Source organism: Domibacillus antri, from assembly GCF_001936625.1.
GTDB lineage: Bacteria > Bacillota > Bacilli > Bacillales > Domibacillaceae > Domibacillus > Domibacillus antri.
In genome coordinates this window covers 1-16,507 of sequence record NZ_MSDU01000013.1, presented here as the reverse complement: position 1 = coordinate 16,507, position 16,507 = coordinate 1, and the positions used below count along the sequence as shown (strand labels likewise).

The 16,507-nt window shown below is 37.4% G+C and carries 22 protein-coding genes; 1 reads left to right on the top strand and 21 read right to left on the bottom strand.

The window, feature by feature from the left end; translation table 11 throughout:
• Positions 1 to 6 precede the first annotated feature (6 nt).
• From BTO30_RS07150 to yneA, 21 genes are all read right to left on the bottom strand, one after another.
• On the bottom strand, positions 7 to 1,605 hold the full coding sequence (locus BTO30_RS07150) for a terminase large subunit (RefSeq protein ID WP_075398043.1): 1,599 nt from the start codon (positions 1,603 to 1,605) through the stop codon (positions 7 to 9).
• An 11-nt stretch (positions 1,606 to 1,616) separates the two neighbouring features.
• Positions 1,617 to 2,063: a hypothetical protein gene (locus tag BTO30_RS07145; protein ID WP_075398042.1), complete on the bottom strand. Its 447-nt coding sequence runs from the start codon at positions 2,061 to 2,063 to the stop codon at positions 1,617 to 1,619.
• A complete protein-coding gene (locus BTO30_RS07140) occupies positions 2,050 to 2,247 on the bottom strand; it encodes a hypothetical protein (RefSeq protein ID WP_075398041.1) in 198 nt (65 codons plus the stop codon). Before BTO30_RS07140 ends, BTO30_RS07145 begins: the two co-directional genes overlap by 14 nt.
• 244 nt (positions 2,248 to 2,491) lie before the next feature.
• Positions 2,492 to 3,484 (bottom strand): hypothetical protein, encoded by a 993-nt coding sequence (locus BTO30_RS07135; RefSeq protein ID WP_075398040.1) that lies wholly within the window; start codon positions 3,482 to 3,484, stop codon positions 2,492 to 2,494.
• A 59-nt stretch (positions 3,485 to 3,543) separates the two neighbouring features.
• Positions 3,544 to 3,729 (bottom strand): hypothetical protein, encoded by a 186-nt coding sequence (locus tag BTO30_RS07130; RefSeq protein ID WP_075398039.1) that lies wholly within the window; start codon positions 3,727 to 3,729, stop codon positions 3,544 to 3,546.
• Positions 3,726 to 4,502, bottom strand: a complete 777-nt coding sequence (locus BTO30_RS07125; protein ID WP_245796372.1) for a hypothetical protein — start codon at positions 4,500 to 4,502, stop codon at positions 3,726 to 3,728. The genes BTO30_RS07130 and BTO30_RS07125 overlap by 4 nt, the downstream gene beginning before the upstream one ends.
• A gap of 274 nt (positions 4,503 to 4,776) precedes the next feature.
• Positions 4,777 to 4,953 carry a helix-turn-helix domain-containing protein gene (locus tag BTO30_RS07120; RefSeq protein WP_075398037.1) on the bottom strand — a complete coding sequence of 59 codons (177 nt, stop codon included), beginning with the start codon at positions 4,951 to 4,953 and terminating at the stop codon, positions 4,777 to 4,779.
• A 71-nt stretch (positions 4,954 to 5,024) separates the two neighbouring features.
• Positions 5,025 to 5,903, bottom strand: coding sequence for an SU10 major capsid protein (locus tag BTO30_RS07115; RefSeq protein WP_075398036.1), 879 nt, complete (start codon positions 5,901 to 5,903; stop codon positions 5,025 to 5,027).
• A gap of 48 nt (positions 5,904 to 5,951) precedes the next feature.
• Positions 5,952 to 6,383 carry a hypothetical protein gene (locus BTO30_RS07110; protein WP_075398035.1) on the bottom strand — a complete coding sequence of 144 codons (432 nt, stop codon included), beginning with the start codon at positions 6,381 to 6,383 and terminating at the stop codon, positions 5,952 to 5,954.
• Positions 6,384 to 6,402: 19 nt separating this feature from the next.
• On the bottom strand, positions 6,403 to 6,681 hold the full coding sequence (locus BTO30_RS07105; RefSeq protein WP_075398034.1) for a hypothetical protein: 279 nt from the start codon (positions 6,679 to 6,681) through the stop codon (positions 6,403 to 6,405).
• Position 6,682: 1 nt separating this feature from the next.
• Positions 6,683 to 8,008, bottom strand: a complete 1,326-nt coding sequence (locus tag BTO30_RS07100; protein WP_075398033.1) for a M26 family metallopeptidase — start codon at positions 8,006 to 8,008, stop codon at positions 6,683 to 6,685.
• Positions 8,009 to 8,022: 14 nt separating this feature from the next.
• Complete coding sequence (locus BTO30_RS07095) at positions 8,023 to 8,373, bottom strand: hypothetical protein (RefSeq protein WP_075398032.1); 351 nt, start codon at positions 8,371 to 8,373, stop codon at positions 8,023 to 8,025.
• Complete coding sequence (locus tag BTO30_RS07090) at positions 8,366 to 8,593, bottom strand: BhlA/UviB family holin-like peptide (protein ID WP_075398031.1); 228 nt, start codon at positions 8,591 to 8,593, stop codon at positions 8,366 to 8,368. The genes BTO30_RS07095 and BTO30_RS07090 overlap by 8 nt, the downstream gene beginning before the upstream one ends.
• Positions 8,594 to 10,264: 1,671 nt before the next feature.
• Positions 10,265 to 10,450 carry a hypothetical protein gene (locus BTO30_RS07085; protein ID WP_075398030.1) on the bottom strand — a complete coding sequence of 62 codons (186 nt, stop codon included), beginning with the start codon at positions 10,448 to 10,450 and terminating at the stop codon, positions 10,265 to 10,267.
• A gap of 1 nt (position 10,451) precedes the next feature.
• Positions 10,452 to 10,634: a hypothetical protein gene (locus BTO30_RS07080; RefSeq protein WP_075398029.1), complete on the bottom strand. Its 183-nt coding sequence runs from the start codon at positions 10,632 to 10,634 to the stop codon at positions 10,452 to 10,454.
• Positions 10,631 to 11,551 carry a tyrosine-type recombinase/integrase gene (locus BTO30_RS07075; protein ID WP_075398028.1) on the bottom strand — a complete coding sequence of 307 codons (921 nt, stop codon included), beginning with the start codon at positions 11,549 to 11,551 and terminating at the stop codon, positions 10,631 to 10,633. The genes BTO30_RS07080 and BTO30_RS07075 overlap by 4 nt, the downstream gene beginning before the upstream one ends.
• A gap of 173 nt (positions 11,552 to 11,724) precedes the next feature.
• On the bottom strand, positions 11,725 to 11,940 hold the full coding sequence (locus BTO30_RS07070) for a YneF family protein (protein ID WP_075398027.1): 216 nt from the start codon (positions 11,938 to 11,940) through the stop codon (positions 11,725 to 11,727).
• A 133-nt stretch (positions 11,941 to 12,073) separates the two neighbouring features.
• A complete protein-coding gene (tkt, locus tag BTO30_RS07065) occupies positions 12,074 to 14,077 on the bottom strand; it encodes a transketolase (protein ID WP_075398026.1) in 2,004 nt (667 codons plus the stop codon).
• A 126-nt stretch (positions 14,078 to 14,203) separates the two neighbouring features.
• Entirely contained in the window at positions 14,204 to 14,437 is a 234-nt protein-coding gene (locus BTO30_RS07060) for a DUF896 domain-containing protein (RefSeq protein WP_075398025.1), read from the bottom strand.
• A 127-nt stretch (positions 14,438 to 14,564) separates the two neighbouring features.
• Positions 14,565 to 15,218 carry a YneB family resolvase-like protein gene (locus BTO30_RS07055; RefSeq protein WP_075398024.1) on the bottom strand — a complete coding sequence of 218 codons (654 nt, stop codon included), beginning with the start codon at positions 15,216 to 15,218 and terminating at the stop codon, positions 14,565 to 14,567.
• A gap of 3 nt (positions 15,219 to 15,221) precedes the next feature.
• Positions 15,222 to 15,536, bottom strand: a complete 315-nt coding sequence (gene yneA / locus BTO30_RS07050) for a cell division suppressor protein YneA (RefSeq protein WP_075398023.1) — start codon at positions 15,534 to 15,536, stop codon at positions 15,222 to 15,224.
• Positions 15,537 to 15,691: 155 nt separating this feature from the next.
• Here yneA and lexA point away from each other — a divergent pair, with 155 nt between their 5' ends.
• Complete coding sequence (gene lexA / locus BTO30_RS07045) at positions 15,692 to 16,309, top strand: transcriptional repressor LexA (protein WP_075398022.1); 618 nt, start codon at positions 15,692 to 15,694, stop codon at positions 16,307 to 16,309.
• Positions 16,310 to 16,507: the final 198 nt, after the last annotated feature.

Below are 16,507 nucleotides of genomic sequence, written 5' to 3'. Positions count from 1 at the left end.
CTTTCATCAAATATCAACATAATACTTTCCTTGCTTCATTGCCTGTACTGCCATAGCCGTAGCGATAACTAAGTCATCGTGCATCCCTTTCCCACGTTTATTACCTGTCTTGCCGTTCTGCTCCTGAAATATTTTCATTTCCTCTAACGTCTGGAAGCACTCTATATTAATCAGCCCACACTCAAAGTTTTCTTTCATATCAGATACGATGATACTTTTTGTTTGGTTAGTAGTCATAAATCCTAGTTGAAGTTTCTTCTTACCTTTTTGGTCAAATATCTTTTGCTTCAATAGATTTAAATAGCCATATTCCTTTCTTAATCGTTCCAGTAATGGCGTACCATAACTATTACGCTCCACACAAATATAGGCATAATTAAAAAAACTGCCTACATCATTCACCACACTGGCAAATTCATAGACAGGTATCTCATTACTATAAAAGGAAGCCATTTGCTGACCTTCTGCATTGTAAATTGCGATTGTACTATTATCATTATCACCGCCTGAACCTGACGATACATCGACACCGCCATAATGTTTAATGCCCTTTTTAGGCAAGTGATAAATGAATAATGACTTATTCAAATATGTATGTAATGATTCCGGCAATTCCTCCTGAACCTCTGCAAAAGGTAATGGCTGCACAATATGATTCAGACGCTCCACGATCATCCGTGTATCAAATACAGATTTATTCGTTGTCATAAACGCTTCATCCGGCGTGGTAGGAAATTCACGCTGAAACTTTTCCAAACTGTTTGTTTCAATATAATACCGTCTGAACATTAACTGACGATAATTCGCACCGTATTTATCCCTTAACTCAATTTCATCTTTTTCAAGGTGTTTTGGTTGCATTCTGTCACCTTTATTATGTAATTTGAAATGAGTTTCTGCTTCATCAAATGAATGTTTAAACTGCTTTGCATATGCCTTAGCCAACCATGAATAGAAGAAAGGTTTCCATGTTGACTGTCCTCGGTATGCTTTCATAAAAATATCTTGATACAGGTTGATTCCCATTGCCGTTGATTCGATAATAATTTTACTATGTGGATTCTTGGCCAACGCAGGAATAGACGTTGCAATAATTTCTTCTTGTTGATCTAATGGGTACTTAGCCATTTCTGATAAGTGGATTAATTGAAATGTATTACCTGAAATTGAATCCTCTCCACCGGCTGTTGCAACTTGAATACCTGACCCATTGGACATATACAATCCGTCACGATTATTCAGTTCTAAACTAGGGAACAAATCAGGATATTTTTCATGTGGCAATGCCTTATACATTTTCTTAATTCTTCTCAATAACTGCTGTGTCACCTTGTTATGATGCGTCATTATCAAATAGTTTGTATCCGGTTTAGTCACGGCTGAATACAACATATAAGCCAATGACCACGTTGTAAAGCCGATCTGTCTGCCCTTCAAAATGATATTATATTTCCCCATATTTTTTGTGAAGTTTTCTTGTTCATGATTCAAAACGAAAGGTACAGTATCACCGTTATTGTCGATAATCTTAACAAAGTTCTTTGCAAAAAGCCGGAAATCGCTCATTACCTTATCCAATGCTGATTGTTTTGTTTTCGTTGCCATTATCCCTCACCTCACGATAAATCCAAATCATCGTATTCATCTGCTACTGGTTCAGGTTCTTTCTCTTTCAAGTCCTTCTCAACGACCTGTTTCTTTTTCTTCTTCTTATCCAATGCACCTTCTGCAACTTTCGCATTATCACGGATTTCTTTCTGCAATGATAAGAAAGTTTTAATTGCTTTATCGTCACCCTGTTTGGCTTGCTCAATGACAATATTGTAAATGTCCATAAAATCATCTGATACTTTACTTGCCATATACAACATGAGTAAACTTTTGTACTCATCTGTACGTTCCCACGCATAGAAACTATTCATACTTTTTAAATGGCAGGATTTCATTAATTCTTCTTCTGTTCTAGCACCTGAATCTTTAATGTATCGAACATCAGGAAATTTAAACTTAAAGTATTCTGCTTTCTTCCAGTGAGTATTTCTTAATGCTTCATAGATTGTCATTTTTAGCACCTCCAATTAATCTTTCACGTTCTGCATCAAGTTCTAACATTCTTTGAATAATCTCATTCATACGGTCAAGATTCTCATGTTGACGTTCATTCAGATACTTCATAATCACCAAACTGTCATGTACCTTCTGTTGTGATTCCTGAACCTGTTTAATATTTTCGCTTAGATTTAACATTTGAATATCCCCTTTGATTTTAATTTTTTGAAAAATCCAATATGTTACCTATTTGACCATTCTATAATACAGTTATAGTAACATTTGAATATATTAACAATTAAGTAAATAATTAATAACTAAAAGTATAAATAATACTGTATTATAGATTAGTCATATATGTTACATAATGAAAAAATCTATTAAGAATCGTCATAGGTATGACTGTCTTATAGATTAGTCATATATGTAACATATTGAAATTTTAAAATGGTAATTGGTCTACCGGCACATACGCTTTCTTCTTTTTATTCTTTTCTTCCTGTTCTTTCTTCTCTTTCTCTAAGATTTCTTCATACTTTTTCCGGTCAACATATTTAATTTTTTCATACTTGGTGTCTCCATTATCATTGAAGTATTCCCAATTATTCGTGATATATGTATTCGGCATCCGTTCTTCCTCCTTCAATCCAACAGCAAAGAAACTTTGATTATGAAATACCTGAATCATTCTATGGCGTTTTAAAGCATCCAGTGTATTGACTAAGTTTCCACGGCTAAAACCTAAATCATTACACAGTTGCGTTAGCGCTACTCTATATCCATCAGGAAAACGGTCATTCATCATTTTCAAATAGGAGTACAGATAGAATCCGTCACATTCAATATCCTTGTGTTCCATGCAAAATAAAAACACTTCAAATGGAATGAGTGTCGTGTTATCCACTTCATAAAATGTTCCATCTCTATAATCTTCTTCTGTGTATGTCTCAATCCATTCAGGGTCTTTAATATGACGATTGAAAGCAAGGACAGGTTTTTTAATTTTGTATGAGTTGGCAAAAGTTTTCACATAATCTTTCCAATCTGCATCATACTCATAGTATTCAAAATCTAATCCTAATGAATCCCCATACTTATCTTTGAAATTTCCGACAAGTATAGGAATCTCTTTTGTTGTCTGTATATAGCCAATCTGCTCCAATACACCATTATCTTTCATGATGTAACTTAATCGTCTGTTTTCAGGTGAGAATCCTAGAATATCCAGCATATGTTTTGTTGTAATATTCGTTACTTGTGTATCCCCATACTTTGCATTTCTGTATAGATAATTGATTAAGTAATAGTAAGAAAAGGCAAATGGACGATGACCTTTCTTAATGCGTTCATCTCTTAAATCTATAAAGATTTCATTCGGCATAAAGATTTTACTTTCACGTTCATAGTAGTTTAGAAATTCAATAATATTTTTCATTTAGATTTTCTCCTTTGATTTACATTTAGATTTTCGTGAATAGAAAAAGAGGACTAAAATTAGCCCTCTTGTTTTGCTGCCTTATATTCGTTGATTGCTGATTGTAACTCATCTGTTTTCGGATACATCGTAAACATCTTATTGTTTTGCGGGTTAATGGCTTTCGTAATATAACTAATCCCCTTGTACTTTAAAAATGCAGATAGTTTATAGTTGTAGAAGAAAAAGAAATCTTTCTCACTCATTGTTCTGTACCTCCTTTGATTGTAGTGTAATTCATTGTGTTTTTATAAGTTAATGCAAAGGAAAATAAGTCCTTCACTTGATTCTTGGACATATAAGGTCTACCATAGTCGGCTTTCCCTCTAATCAATTGTTGTTTCAATTTGAATTGTTCATCCGGTAATTCAATATTCAATTTTAATAATTCTGATATTTCATTAAGTGGTAATCTCGTTACCAATCGACCATTTTCATCTAATCGAATTTTACTGGAAAGTTTGTATTTGGATTGAACCATTTCAAAATCAAACTTTGTTTTTCGATTGAGTAAGTCAATTAATTCTTCAAATCCTAATGCTTTAAGCCATTTGTTATGAATCTCTCTGAAATCGGAATAATGTCCTTTATGTGCTGAATCAATAGATAAAAGGAGTATTTTCCCTTCATCTGTTTTAGGTAATGGCAACCCGTAATATGACCACATTAACAATGCCGTACTTCCTGCATATTTTTTTGTATAGTTATGTCGTGCCACCATACAAACTGCATTAGGATTAGCCGTTTCAGGATTCACATAATCATCTTTTTTAATCCGAACAACGTGATTGCACCATGACTTTCCTTTGTGCAATGCAAGGTCAATTCCTAACAATTCATGATCTGTTTGGCTTTCATAGATTGCTTTGAAATCGTAAAACTGTGAAATGGTATTTCCATGAAGATGTTTTTCAATTGCACACCCCAATAATGAATCAATATCATCAGTCAAAATTGTATTATATGCTACATTCTCCATGTCCCTAGTCCATTCCGGTAATCTCTCTTTAAGTTTAATAATCATAATGTAGTGAAAGTTGTAACTCTCCTACATCTTCCTAGCATTGGTAAAACATATGTACACTTATCATTTCAGATAAGCGACTTCTCCTTGTAATCCTACGGTTATTTTCAGTTGATTTCATTAAGTTTTGTATTTAAAATCAACCTACTGCCCGTACACTACAAGGAAGAAGTAGTCCAAATGAACCCAAACACTCTCACAATTCACCTCCACATTTTATTTTTGAATTTTAGTTTTTCTCTATGTATTCTCTGTATAGTTGAATCTTTTTCTCTGACATATCTGCGACGCCTGTTTCATACTTACTGATAAGTGACTGTGAACAGCCAATATATGCGGCAAGGTCAACCATTCTAATTTTCTTCTGTCTACGTAGTAAGAAATATTCTTGCTTTAGATTGTCCATTTGAATCCTCCTTGTTTATTACAATTTATGAATAAAAAAGAGAAGGACATTTCTGTCCCTCTCTAGTGAAATTAAACTGCCGGTGTAACTGTCATTACTGCTACTGCTTTAGGAGTACCAACTTTTAATGTCGCTTCTGCAACGATCTGACCTTTCGTTGAATCCCCACTCTTAGCCAATGGCTCGAACGCAGGTTGACGTAGGTATGCAAGATCAACGTATGAATCATTGAAGAAAATCGCTTTATCAGCCGGAATGTGCTTACTTAATACTAGGTGAACACGCCCATAGTTCGTATTAATTGAATCAACAATCAAACCGAAATCAGTAGTAACGTGCTGATAAGAGTATTTATCCGCATAGATAGCGTCAATTTGCTCTTTTAAATCAGCATTGACGAAAGCATATACAGTACCTTCATTAAGGTTTTGTTCCCATAGGTTACGCATTGCTGCTTTCACATTTGCTTCTGCAATTGTTCCTGTTACTGGTACTGCATTTGTTGCGTCTGCTTGATTAATTAGACCTGCCATTTGACGTTTAAATGGAGTTGCAGAGCCATCATTTTTAACACCAAGTAAGAATTTCTTCTCCATATTCACTTTCAATTCAAGTAGACGGTCTGCCACCTCACTAGAAAATTGAGTAGAGTTCATGGCTTCTGCTGTACCTGAAATTGAAACGCCAACCTTAAAGATTTCTAATACGTTTGATAGTTCAGCACGGGCTGATTCAAAGAAAGTAATATCATCTGAACCTTCAACGGCAGAAATATCACCTAAAGTGTTAAAAGTTTTCTCCTTCCATGTATAAACAGTAGAAAGTGCTTTTTCGATATTACCTTTTGCCATAAGCATAGAAGTAAATGGAGTTGATTCCACACCGATAAGTGCAATTTCCTTTGACAGTGAAATTTGTTCGCTTGCTGTAAAATTAGATGATTTAAACATTATTATTTATCCCCTTTATAATTTTTATAGTTTTATGTATTACGGTTTTTACTTAAATAAATTGGCTAACTTTGCTGAAATCATACCTTTAGCATCTTTCTTAGATTCATACATTGAGTATTCATCCTGTTTGGCATTATGAGCCGGAACATAGCCCATATTAACCTTAATCTCATTGACAATTTTCGTTAGTGCTTCAACGGTGGAATTGAGTTCATCTGAATCAGACACCTTCACAATATCAGCAAATGCTTCAAGTCCATTTTCTTTAAGAGTCAAATTGACCTCTTTTTGAAATAGTTCCTGTTCCTTTGCTTCAATTGCTAACTCTGATTCTGATTTCTCCTGTGGAAGTTTGGATTTAACTTCTTCCAGTTCAGCCACCAATGAATCATAATCGGCTTTTGCTACTGTTTCTGTTACTTCTTCTTGAACAACTTCCTGCTGTTCAACATTTTCTACATGATTTTCTTCTGACATAAAATGTCCCTCCTTAGAATTATTGTGTAAATGAAATTTTAACCGTATCTCGAACGATGATAGGTTTTCCATTTACTCTGCCAGCAAACTCGAATATAAATTCGTTCAATTCACTGGCAGGCGTATAGTCAAAATAAAAAACACCAATCTCTAGTTGATCGGTGCTTGTCAAAATAAACTGTTCAATTTGTGTTTTGTCTGTCTTGTAAATCGTCAATGTCACATTATCCGGTGTAACTGGTGTACCTTCAAATGTTTTGAAATGACATTTTAATCTGACTGTATCTCCTGCATACAATTTAAATCACCTCCACATCTGAAGGATTCTCAATGATAGTCAAATTACTTCTATTGTAGATTTTGACCGCACAGGAGCGATTATAAATGGCTTCACACCATGCAGTAATGACTTCATTCCTAATTGGTATAAATGCGCTAGAAACGGCTGATAGACGGCTTATATGCGATTCTATATTTCTCGACACTTTACCATGACGATTGTTTAAGCCAATAATTGGACTAACAGAAGAAATCACATTCACATTACCGATATTAGGACTAATGAATATCGCATTTACATTAGATGAAATTGGACTGATAAATGAATTAACATTTCTGCTTTCAGCGTTTACTGTACGTGACGTAATTTGTACACTTGAACCAATTGGAAGTGAATACCCTACAATCGTTTTTTTAGTCGATTTTTCTATTGTAGTAATAGAGAAAATAGGATTCAAATGTGATTCAAGGGTTATCCCCTTCTTTTTATTTGTTTCTGTATTTCCTGATAAATTACTAAGAAAACTCGACACAGAAACGCTTCCTATATTTGCGGCAGGTGTTGGCTCACCGAATACACGTAAATAAGGATAATCGCCATTGATTCCCCAAACATTTGTAAAATCCCAATTAGTGTATGACGCTTGATCTTTCATTTGTGCCGTAGTTAATCCAGTACCTATACCTGACGTAGTCGTTGTAGTTGTTTGTGTATCGTAAAAATTATTGATTGCGGCAGTAGATGCACCGGACGAAATACCATATTTATATGCACCTGACATTAATCCAACAGCGTAACAATTTTCAACAACTGGATTTTCTATCGCCTGAGCAACAATACCAGATAAATATGCGTTACTTGTTGTGATAATTTCAACGTTGCTCCAGCAGTTTTTAATTGAACTAACACCACGAACCAAACCTGCAATTGCACCGGTATATGTAGTAGTTGCCATTTTACCTGTTACAAAACAATTTTCAATTGTGGCATTGTAGGCAAAGTTTGTAATAGCCCCCATGCGATAAGCATTTGCTGTGTTGTTAAAATTTACATTTTCAAAACCTAAATTTTTAACAACAAATGATTTTGTTGAATCAGTATTTGACACCAATCCACAGGCAGTTGCTTCTGTATTACCTGTTCCAGAATTGTTTAAATTTTTTATTACGTGACCTTTACCATCAATTTGACCATCGAAAAGTAGGATGATATTCCAATTACCAAATCCAGACATATCAATATCATTACCTAACTCATAGAAGGCAGTAAGATTATTTCTGACAGCGTTTAAATCAGCAGGAGTTTGAATGATATAAGGATTCGCTTGTGTACCTGCACCTAGCATAATACATCAGCCCCTTATACCGTTTGCGGAACTTGAATTGTATGTGTCACCGTTAATTCGTCTTGATCTCCTGCAATTGTGAAGGCAGTAAATGTTTCTGTTGAGTATGATGTACCTGCTGTTGCAACATCATAAATCTTTGAACCTGCAATTGTAACTGGTGCAGTAATATCAGCGTCAGAACCCTTTACGACTACTGTAATAACTACATTATTCCCTGAAATTGTCGAAGTACATCTAACGTCTGTTGTTGCATCAAGGCGAACAATTGCGCTGTCCAAATCTGATACTAACTCGATGTATTTCCAATCCGTTTGAATGTGATTGCGTAAATCTGTATATGCTTCTGCTGTAATTTCAGCCATTAGTCATTTCCCCTTTCGTTTTAATATCCATTACATCTTTTTCAAGACGATTTAATGAAGATACAATCTTCTCATTTGTTTCATTCTGTTTCTCAATTTGAGTCATTAATTTTGCTTCACGTTCTTTTGATTCCGTCATCGTAAATTTAAGTAGCCAACAGAAAAGTGCGCAAAAGATGCCCTGTACCCACATTTCCGGTGGTAACTGTGAGAAGTCCATTCTGAACCCTCCTATCTGTTTTCAATTTTATTACCTACAAATTATGAATAAAAAAATAGAGTGAGCATAGAACCCACTCGATAAAATGTGGAAGTCAATTGTGAAATTGACCTCAACTGGAGTAATAATACTGGCAAGCGTATAGTGTAGTACGCTCACATAACCAAAATAAAAATAAAGTATTGGAGTTTGAAGGTATTATGAGAACCTTCATTCAATGTCTATTATGTAATAGGCACTCAATGAAAATTTCTATATTTCTTCTTCCATATATAATTTTGGACTTTTGTGTCTGAAAACCTTGATATATCAAGGTTTATGAAGCATTGAATAACTTCACATTAGTTACTCCTCGATTTTTTCATACTCTTTCTCTACCATTAACAACAAACAGAAACAAAATCGCTACAAACCCTTACGTACCAAGGGTTTCAGCCGTTTTAAAAATGTTTACATTAAAACCTTTACCCCTGCGTAAAATTTGACGCACCCCCAAAATGAGGGCAACTTACTACCAGTAAACTATACCTATTGCACACTTTGAAAACGTTGATCTGACGGGCTTGAATCCACTTTTTCTAACCAAAATTTACTCAAAATGACTACTTTTTTAATTTTAGATAATTATGCAGCCATAGCGATTGAAACGACAAGGTTATTCTATACTGATAAATACCATCCTATTTTATAACGTTTTTCTTCCTTAAGGGGGCATTAAGGAAAATAGGTGTTAAACCCTTGACACATCAACGTTTTGATCGAATTACCAATGACAAAATTTTTATCAAATGCTCATATATCAAGCGTTTGTTACTTGGTCAATTGTCCACGTTTTTTACTTTCTACTCATAACTAGGAAATTTTGAAACATCCTCGAAATGTTGATATATCAAGGTTTATCTGCATTCTCCGACAATCGAGAATTGTCCACGCTTCTTTTTTTCACTTTGTTCTTGACTTTGTGCTTTTCGCCCTTCACTATTGGTTGAGCGTCATGGACAACGGCTTGGAAGCATAGTTGTTGCCTACTGTCAGATGACTAAAAAAAATAATCAAATGACAATAGGCAACGACACTATTGTATATCGGTCTATGGAATCCGTATTGTATAGCCCCTATTCTGTCGGAGAATTTTCTTCTCAACATCCTACTATCAAAAGTTTGCCCATGATAGGTTCGTTAATTGAATCCACTCATCATCAATTAACTACTTGTGAATGTCTTGCAAGCATATCTGCTTCAAACTTTCCCACCGAACCGTTAATGGTCGTTCGCACCCTTCAGCAACAAGGATGAATAGGGAAATCCTTTTGTGTTGCCTATCCCCTCTTAATTGCGTTGGCAGGGTCAATACCTGACGATGGTTATTTATAGTCGATTTATCGGCAACCTCGACTGAAATACCTTCCCTATTGTATTAAGGCAAAACCCTTATAGACCAATGGTTCAAAGGGGTTGATTTTACAAAAAAACATTGAAAATCACCTAAAAAAGACAATAGGAAACTAAGCCCCTTGCATTATATTTTTAAAAATTTTATAATGGGGGACGTAAGGTATTTCTTATTCAGTTGTAATAAGACGTATTTCTGTATTCAGTTATGGTAGTTGGAGCAGAAATAAAACTGTGAAGGGTAGTTTCTTGGCGGACTTACCCTTCTTTTTTTATGGCTTAATAAATCATACTATCGCCCACTGCACCGATCTGTGTCTTATGAGCGTCAATTAATTCATGCAAACGTTGCTTATACATCATTAGGCGTTCATTACGTGTAGCAGGACGCTTCATATGACGTTTCTTAGATTCATTCAGACACATCTTTGTATAAAAACAGATACGTGCTTCAATTGGTTTCATTTTAGAATCCTCCTTTGATTTTATTTACTTGTTCGTTGATGTAATTGACCATTCTATCAGTTATAATTTTGCGGTGAAGATTTATTCTTTCTTCACGATATTGATTCCATTCAGCGTTTTCCCCATAAAAATGTTCATGAAGTTTGGCGTAATTCCATTTTGAGCGCTCTTTGTAAGATTTCATTTTCTCTTACTCCTTCCCATGTTCATCAGTGGACTGCTGATATTTGCCTGTTCACCTAATTTTTCATCAGTCAGTGATTGCAGATAGGTCTGCGTTGTCGTGACGGATTGATGCCCCAACAATCGGGATAAAGAATAAATATCAATTCCGTTTAACAATGTTGTGAGCGCAAAGTAATGACGATACGTATGCGGTGAAACTCTTTTATCCGTCACTCCTGCACGTTTTCCGGCTAATTTAACTACTTTGTCCAGTGATACGTGTGACATCCCCTGCAACTGATAAGAAAGGAAATATGTGTCCTCTTTCAGCATTTTATCCATTACATACTGTTTTCTCATGCGTTCATACTTAATGAGGATTTTCTTTAATGCCGGACTGATAAAGGCAATTCGATCTTTATTCCCTTTGCCATGAATTAAAATAGTCGATTCACCCACATTTTCAAATGGAAGCGTCCTGATCTCCATTGCACGTATACCTGTATCGGCTAACATTGCGATAATTGCCTTGTTCCGTGCTTCTGTGTAGGAAGAATAATCAAAAGCGCTTATCATGGCGTAAACTTCTTTCTCTGTAAATCCTTTCCGTATTTTCTTTGGTACTTTAGGAATTTCAACTTTGTCCATTGGATTTTTAGTCAAATATTCCTCACCAATACACCAATTAAAGAACGCAATAATCATCTTTGCCATTGATTCAACGCTTTGCGGTTGTAATCCTGATTGCTGTTTATAGCGTATATACGCTCGTAAATCGTCCGTATGGATATTTTCAAGTTGCTGAATACCACGTTTCTTTTCAAGGTATGAAAGCAGTTGTTTATACTCTTGACGCTTGTTTATCATCGTCTTTTTTGTATAACCTTTAGCAATACAATGATAGTCGTATTCTTTAATCACATCTTCTAAAAACATAAAAAAGCCACCCCTTTCTGCATACTTTCAACAGAAAAAGGTGACTATCTTAGTTTTTATGAAAAATACATCAAATAACGCTCATTTTGAAGGGGAAAGATTAATCTTTCATACACATTTCAAACATAAAATTTTATGCTTCAAATTGCCTTCAAACGTTGATACAGCAAGGATTATTTATCTTGCTGTTTATTCATTTGAGCCATCATTTGATTGATTTTCTTTTGCGATGGTTTCATTCCCATTTGCATCATCATCATACGCAGCATTTGCTCGTTAATCGGTGGATTTTTCTTCAAGTAATCCATCATGTAACGGCGTGCAATGAAAAATCCGATGGCAACGCCGGCAGCAAGTGCCAGTACAGCCGTAAGCACATACCAAAACATAAACGTGATCCTCCTTCAAGTTGTCTATTCAAAGTTTACTAAACCGTAAACAATTATACAATATCGGCAGGTAAATTTTTGTTGATCAATGGCAAAAAAAGTCCGGAACAGTTGTCCCGGACCTGTATGTTTCTTATTTTTCAAGAAGAGCTTTTACACGAGCAACAACATTTTCAGCGGTAAAGCCGTATTCTTTCATCACGGTTTCTCCTGGAGCAGAAGCACCGAACTGATCGATAGCCAATATATCCCCTTCGTCTCCCGTGTAACGGTGCCATCCGAACGAAGATCCCATCTCAATGGCAAGCCGTTTCTTAACGGTTTTAGGAATAACCGACTCTTTATAAGCTGCATCCTGCTGTTCAAAGCGGTCGAATGACGGCATACTCACTACATTCGCATGAATTCCTTCACCATGAAGTGCTTTTTGTGCTTCAACCGCAAGTCCTACTTCTGATCCGCTGGCAAGCAGCAGGACATCTGGTGTTTTTTCCGCTTTTACAACTGTGTAAGCACCTTTTTCAACACCTGCATGCGCCTGTTCTTTTGAGCCAGGAAGAACCGCTAAATTTTGGCGCGTCAAAACGAGCGCTGTTGGTGTTGATTTGCTGGTCAAAGCCAATTTCCATGCAGCTGCTGTTTCATTGCCATCAGCTGGACGAATGACAGACAAGTTCGGCATTGAGCGGAATGAAGACAATTGCTCAACCGGCTCATGTGTCGGACCATCTTCCCCTACAGCAATACTGTCATGAGTAAACACATAAGTGACAGGAAGACCCATCAAAGCAGCTAATCGAATAGCTGGACGGAGATAATCAGAGAACACGAAGAACGTGCCGCCGAATACTTGCAGTCCGCCATGAAGTGCCATGCCGTTCATTACAGCGCCCATCGCAAATTCACGGACACCAAACCAGATGTTGCGTCCTTCATAATTACCCGGCATGAAATCACCGGCGTTTTTAATCATCGTTTTGTTTGAACCGGCAAGGTCTGCTGATCCACCAATGAAAGTCGGCACTGCTTTTGCAATCGCATTTAATGCTTCACCTGAAGTATTACGGGTTGCATTGGATGTTCCTTCTTCATAGACAGGAAGTTCCGCATCCCATCCATCAGGAAGCTCACCATTAATTGCTTTTTCAAGCTGATTTGCCAGTTCGGGATGATTTTCTTTGTAAGATGCGAACAATTTGTCCCACTCAGACTGTGCCTGTGCGCCACGCTGAACAGCTGCTTCTTCAAATCGGCTGTATACTTCATCAGGTACGTGGAAATCTTGATCGAAAGTCCACTTGTAATATTCTTTTGTTAACTTCATTTCATCTTCGCCGAGTGGTGCACCATGCGAATCCGCTTTGCCTGATTTATTTGGTGAACCATAACCGATGACTGTTTTTACTTCTATGATCGTCGGGCGGTCATTTTCTTTTTTTGCTTCTTCAAGCGCTTTTGTTACCGCTTCAAGATCATTTCCATCTTCAACACGAATGTAGTTCCAGCCGTATGCTTTAAAACGTCCCTCTACACTTTCAGAGAATGATTTGTCAAGGTCACCATCAAGTGAAATATCATTCGAATCATAAAGGACAACAAGACGGTTTAATTTCAAATGCGCCGCCAGAGAAGCCGCTTCTGATGCGACACCTTCCATCAAATCACCATCACCGCACAGCGCATATGTATGGTGGCCGATTACTTCGTGCCCTTCTTTGTTGTATACAGACGCAAGGTGACGTTCCGCCATTGCCATACCAACTGCCATGGCAATGCCTTGTCCAAGAGGTCCAGTTGTAGCTTCAACACCGTCTGTATGCTTATACTCCGGATGACCAGGCGTTTTACTTCCCCACTGACGGAAATTTTTAATTTCCTCAAGCGGCAAATTATACCCTGCAAGGTGAAGCAAGCTGTATAAAAGCATGGAACCGTGACCCGCAGACAATACGAATCGATCCCGGTTAAACCATTGTGGATTTTTCGGATTGTGGTTCATCACTTTTGTCCAGAGTGCATATGCCATCGGAGCAGCACCCATCGGCAAACCCGGGTGTCCGGAATTCGCTTTTTCAATTGCATCAATGGATAGCGTGCGGATCGTTGTGACCGCCAGCTGATCTGTTTTGTCAAACATGATATTCATCCTTTCAAAAGGGGATTTACCCCTCTATATTAAAGGTCTTTGACGGAATATACAACAAAAATACAGAACAATGTGAAAAAAGAGACAATCAAAATGTTGTCTCTTTTTTACAATTCCTTAATTTAACTTTTTTCGTTTTTGAATTTCCCGTAATTTTTTCGGTGTCACTTCATCACCGTTCGGATCAAACACCCGGACTGATTCGACTGTCTGCCGCATAGATGAGCGGAATGATGTTAAATATTCTTTCCGAAGGGCCGTTTGTTCTTTTAACTCCACATCAGTCAAAGACGTTTCTTTCGCTTTTTTGGCCAATTCATTTATACGTGCAATCTTTTCAGATGATAACATCAATTATTGCCCCTTTCTGTTTTATGCATTTATCGTCATCGTACACAACAGAAAGGATCGTGACAAGTAAAACAACTTAGTCGGAACTGTTCCAAACAAAAGTTCATTATCTTGGTTTTAAATCCAATTAGACTTCCTGTTCCTCTTCTGCATATTCCATATAACGGCGATGCACAGTCGCACGGGAAATGTCATAGCCGAAGCCGCGCAATGTGGCTGCAATTTCATCGTATGTTAAACCATTTTTGCGGAGCCGGACAATTTCTGTAACCGGAATTTCTTTCCGGCTCCGGCCATGCTCATTGCCTCGGTTTTTTAAATTAACTTCGGGGCGGTATCCTTTTTCTACTGCACGTTTCATTCCACGCTTAATTTTCAGATTATGAATCTTCCTCTGATATTCTTCCACCATGCTCACAATTTGCAGTACCATGGAATCTGAATCAGACAAGTGCAATTCACCATCATCTGCAATACTGTATACAGATACCCCTTCTTTAAATAAGCAGTGAATGAGGGCTATCTTTGCATTTCCCCGTCCAATACGCGTTTCATCTTGTATTAGAACGGCATCGATACCTTCATTTTTTACTAAATCAAGTAATTCCAGCATCCCTGGCCGGTCCAGATCATAACCACTCGCCTTATCCTTCACAACAGCGAATGGCTCGAATCCCTTTGATTTTGCCAGTAAAAGTAATTCTTCTTCCTGCCGCTCAAGCGAAGTTTCCTGCGCTTTTTTTTCTGTGCTTACACGGCAGTATATAACGGCTTTCTTCATTCATTATCCTTCTCCATCAGCCAGCTGCAGCCCGTCATCACTCTGAACGGCCGGAACCGGAATGACAAGCTGTTCGCCCGGCAAAATTTTTGGTGTCATCAAATCATTTTCATCCTGCACCCATTTAATAAAATCAATTTCACTCATATCGTGAAGTTCTTTATATTCTTCAGCCAGACTCCAAAGCGAATCTCCTTTAGACACGTTAATCTTATGATAAGAAGGCTCTTCTGCTCCGCTGAAAATAAAGTACAAGGCTGCTGAGATGGTCATCACCGCTAATGTTAACATAAAAGAATAATTTTTCACGTTATTCATAAGAGAACACCCTTTCCTCGAATATTCGTTCGTGATATAATTTCATTGTAAGGCGAACGCCCGTTTCAGTCAAGTGAAAATTCGAACTTACGTTTGTTAAGTTTTAGAACACATGTTATACTATTGGTAAATACAAAATAAGAGAGGTGTAGAAAGTGACAAAATTATCAAAACGTCAGCAGGATATTCTCGACTTTATTAAAGATGAAGTACGTAGAAAAGGATATCCTCCTTCCGTCCGTGAAATCGGTGAGGCTGTTGGACTCGCTTCAAGCTCCACTGTTCATGGTCATCTCGCAAGACTTGAAAGTAAAAATTACATTCGCCGCGATCCAACAAAACCACGCGCGATTGAAATTTTGGACACAGACAGCTCCGTACCGAAACAGCATCCCATCAATGTACCGGTTGTCGGAAAAGTGACGGCTGGCATGCCGATTACGGCGATTGAGAACGTGGAAGAGTATTTTCCGCTTCCGGAACGTCTTGCGCCGCCTGATGAGCATGTCTTCATGCTCGAAATCGTCGGCGAAAGTATGCGGGAAGCTGGTATCCTTAATGGTGACTACGTCGTTGTGAGACAGCAGCAAACGGCGAAAAATGGTGATATCGTCGTTGCCATGACAGAAGATGATGAAGCAACCGTTAAACGTTTTTTTAAAGAAGCCGATCATATTCGTCTTCAGCCGGAAAACTCTTCGATGGAGCCGATTTTACTCCCGAACGTGACTATTTTAGGAAAGGTTATCGGCGTATACCGGGAAGTACATTAAATTTTGGCTTGTCCGTTTACTCCACGTTATGCCTGAGCACATGAACATATGACAACGCAAAAACATCCCCTGGGTCTCAGGGGATGTTTTCAGAAAAAAATCAGAACCACCAGTATATCTGGTGGTTTGCTCTGCGCCTATAAGGCTCTATGACTGGCTCCTGTCTAAAGCCACACGGAAAGGTCTGCCAACCGCACT

Coding starts and splice junctions, on each gene's coding strand:
- tkt (WP_075398026.1), bottom strand. CDS start 14,077: ATGTTTGACAAAACAGATCAGCTGGCGGTCACAACGATCCGCACGCTA.
- BTO30_RS07070 (WP_075398027.1), bottom strand. CDS start 11,940: ATGTTTTGGTATGTGCTTACGGCTGTACTGGCACTTGCTGCCGGCGTT.
- BTO30_RS07055 (WP_075398024.1), bottom strand. CDS start 15,218: ATGAAGAAAGCCGTTATATACTGCCGTGTAAGCACAGAAAAAAAAGCG.
- BTO30_RS07110 (WP_075398035.1), bottom strand. CDS start 6,383: ATGTCAGAAGAAAATCATGTAGAAAATGTTGAACAGCAGGAAGTTGTT.
- BTO30_RS07115 (WP_075398036.1), bottom strand. CDS start 5,903: ATGTTTAAATCATCTAATTTTACAGCAAGCGAACAAATTTCACTGTCA.
- BTO30_RS07135 (WP_075398040.1), bottom strand. CDS start 3,484: ATGAAAAATATTATTGAATTTCTAAACTACTATGAACGTGAAAGTAAA.
- BTO30_RS07120 (WP_075398037.1), bottom strand. CDS start 4,953: ATGGACAATCTAAAGCAAGAATATTTCTTACTACGTAGACAGAAGAAA.
- BTO30_RS07080 (WP_075398029.1), bottom strand. CDS start 10,634: ATGAAATCTTACAAAGAGCGCTCAAAATGGAATTACGCCAAACTTCAT.
- BTO30_RS07060 (WP_075398025.1), bottom strand. CDS start 14,437: ATGTTATCATCTGAAAAGATTGCACGTATAAATGAATTGGCCAAAAAA.
- BTO30_RS07100 (WP_075398033.1), bottom strand. CDS start 8,008: ATGCTAGGTGCAGGTACACAAGCGAATCCTTATATCATTCAAACTCCT.
- BTO30_RS07150 (WP_075398043.1), bottom strand. CDS start 1,605: ATGGCAACGAAAACAAAACAATCAGCATTGGATAAGGTAATGAGCGAT.
- BTO30_RS07090 (WP_075398031.1), bottom strand. CDS start 8,593: ATGGACTTCTCACAGTTACCACCGGAAATGTGGGTACAGGGCATCTTT.
- BTO30_RS07140 (WP_075398041.1), bottom strand. CDS start 2,247: ATGTTAAATCTAAGCGAAAATATTAAACAGGTTCAGGAATCACAACAG.
- BTO30_RS07075 (WP_075398028.1), bottom strand. CDS start 11,551: ATGTTTTTAGAAGATGTGATTAAAGAATACGACTATCATTGTATTGCT.
- BTO30_RS07145 (WP_075398042.1), bottom strand. CDS start 2,063: ATGACAATCTATGAAGCATTAAGAAATACTCACTGGAAGAAAGCAGAA.
- BTO30_RS07095 (WP_075398032.1), bottom strand. CDS start 8,373: ATGGCTGAAATTACAGCAGAAGCATATACAGATTTACGCAATCACATT.
- BTO30_RS07085 (WP_075398030.1), bottom strand. CDS start 10,450: ATGAAACCAATTGAAGCACGTATCTGTTTTTATACAAAGATGTGTCTG.
- BTO30_RS07125 (WP_245796372.1), bottom strand. CDS start 4,502: ATGGAGAATGTAGCATATAATACAATTTTGACTGATGATATTGATTCA.
- BTO30_RS07130 (WP_075398039.1), bottom strand. CDS start 3,729: ATGAGTGAGAAAGATTTCTTTTTCTTCTACAACTATAAACTATCTGCA.
- yneA (WP_075398023.1), bottom strand. CDS start 15,536: ATGAATAACGTGAAAAATTATTCTTTTATGTTAACATTAGCGGTGATG.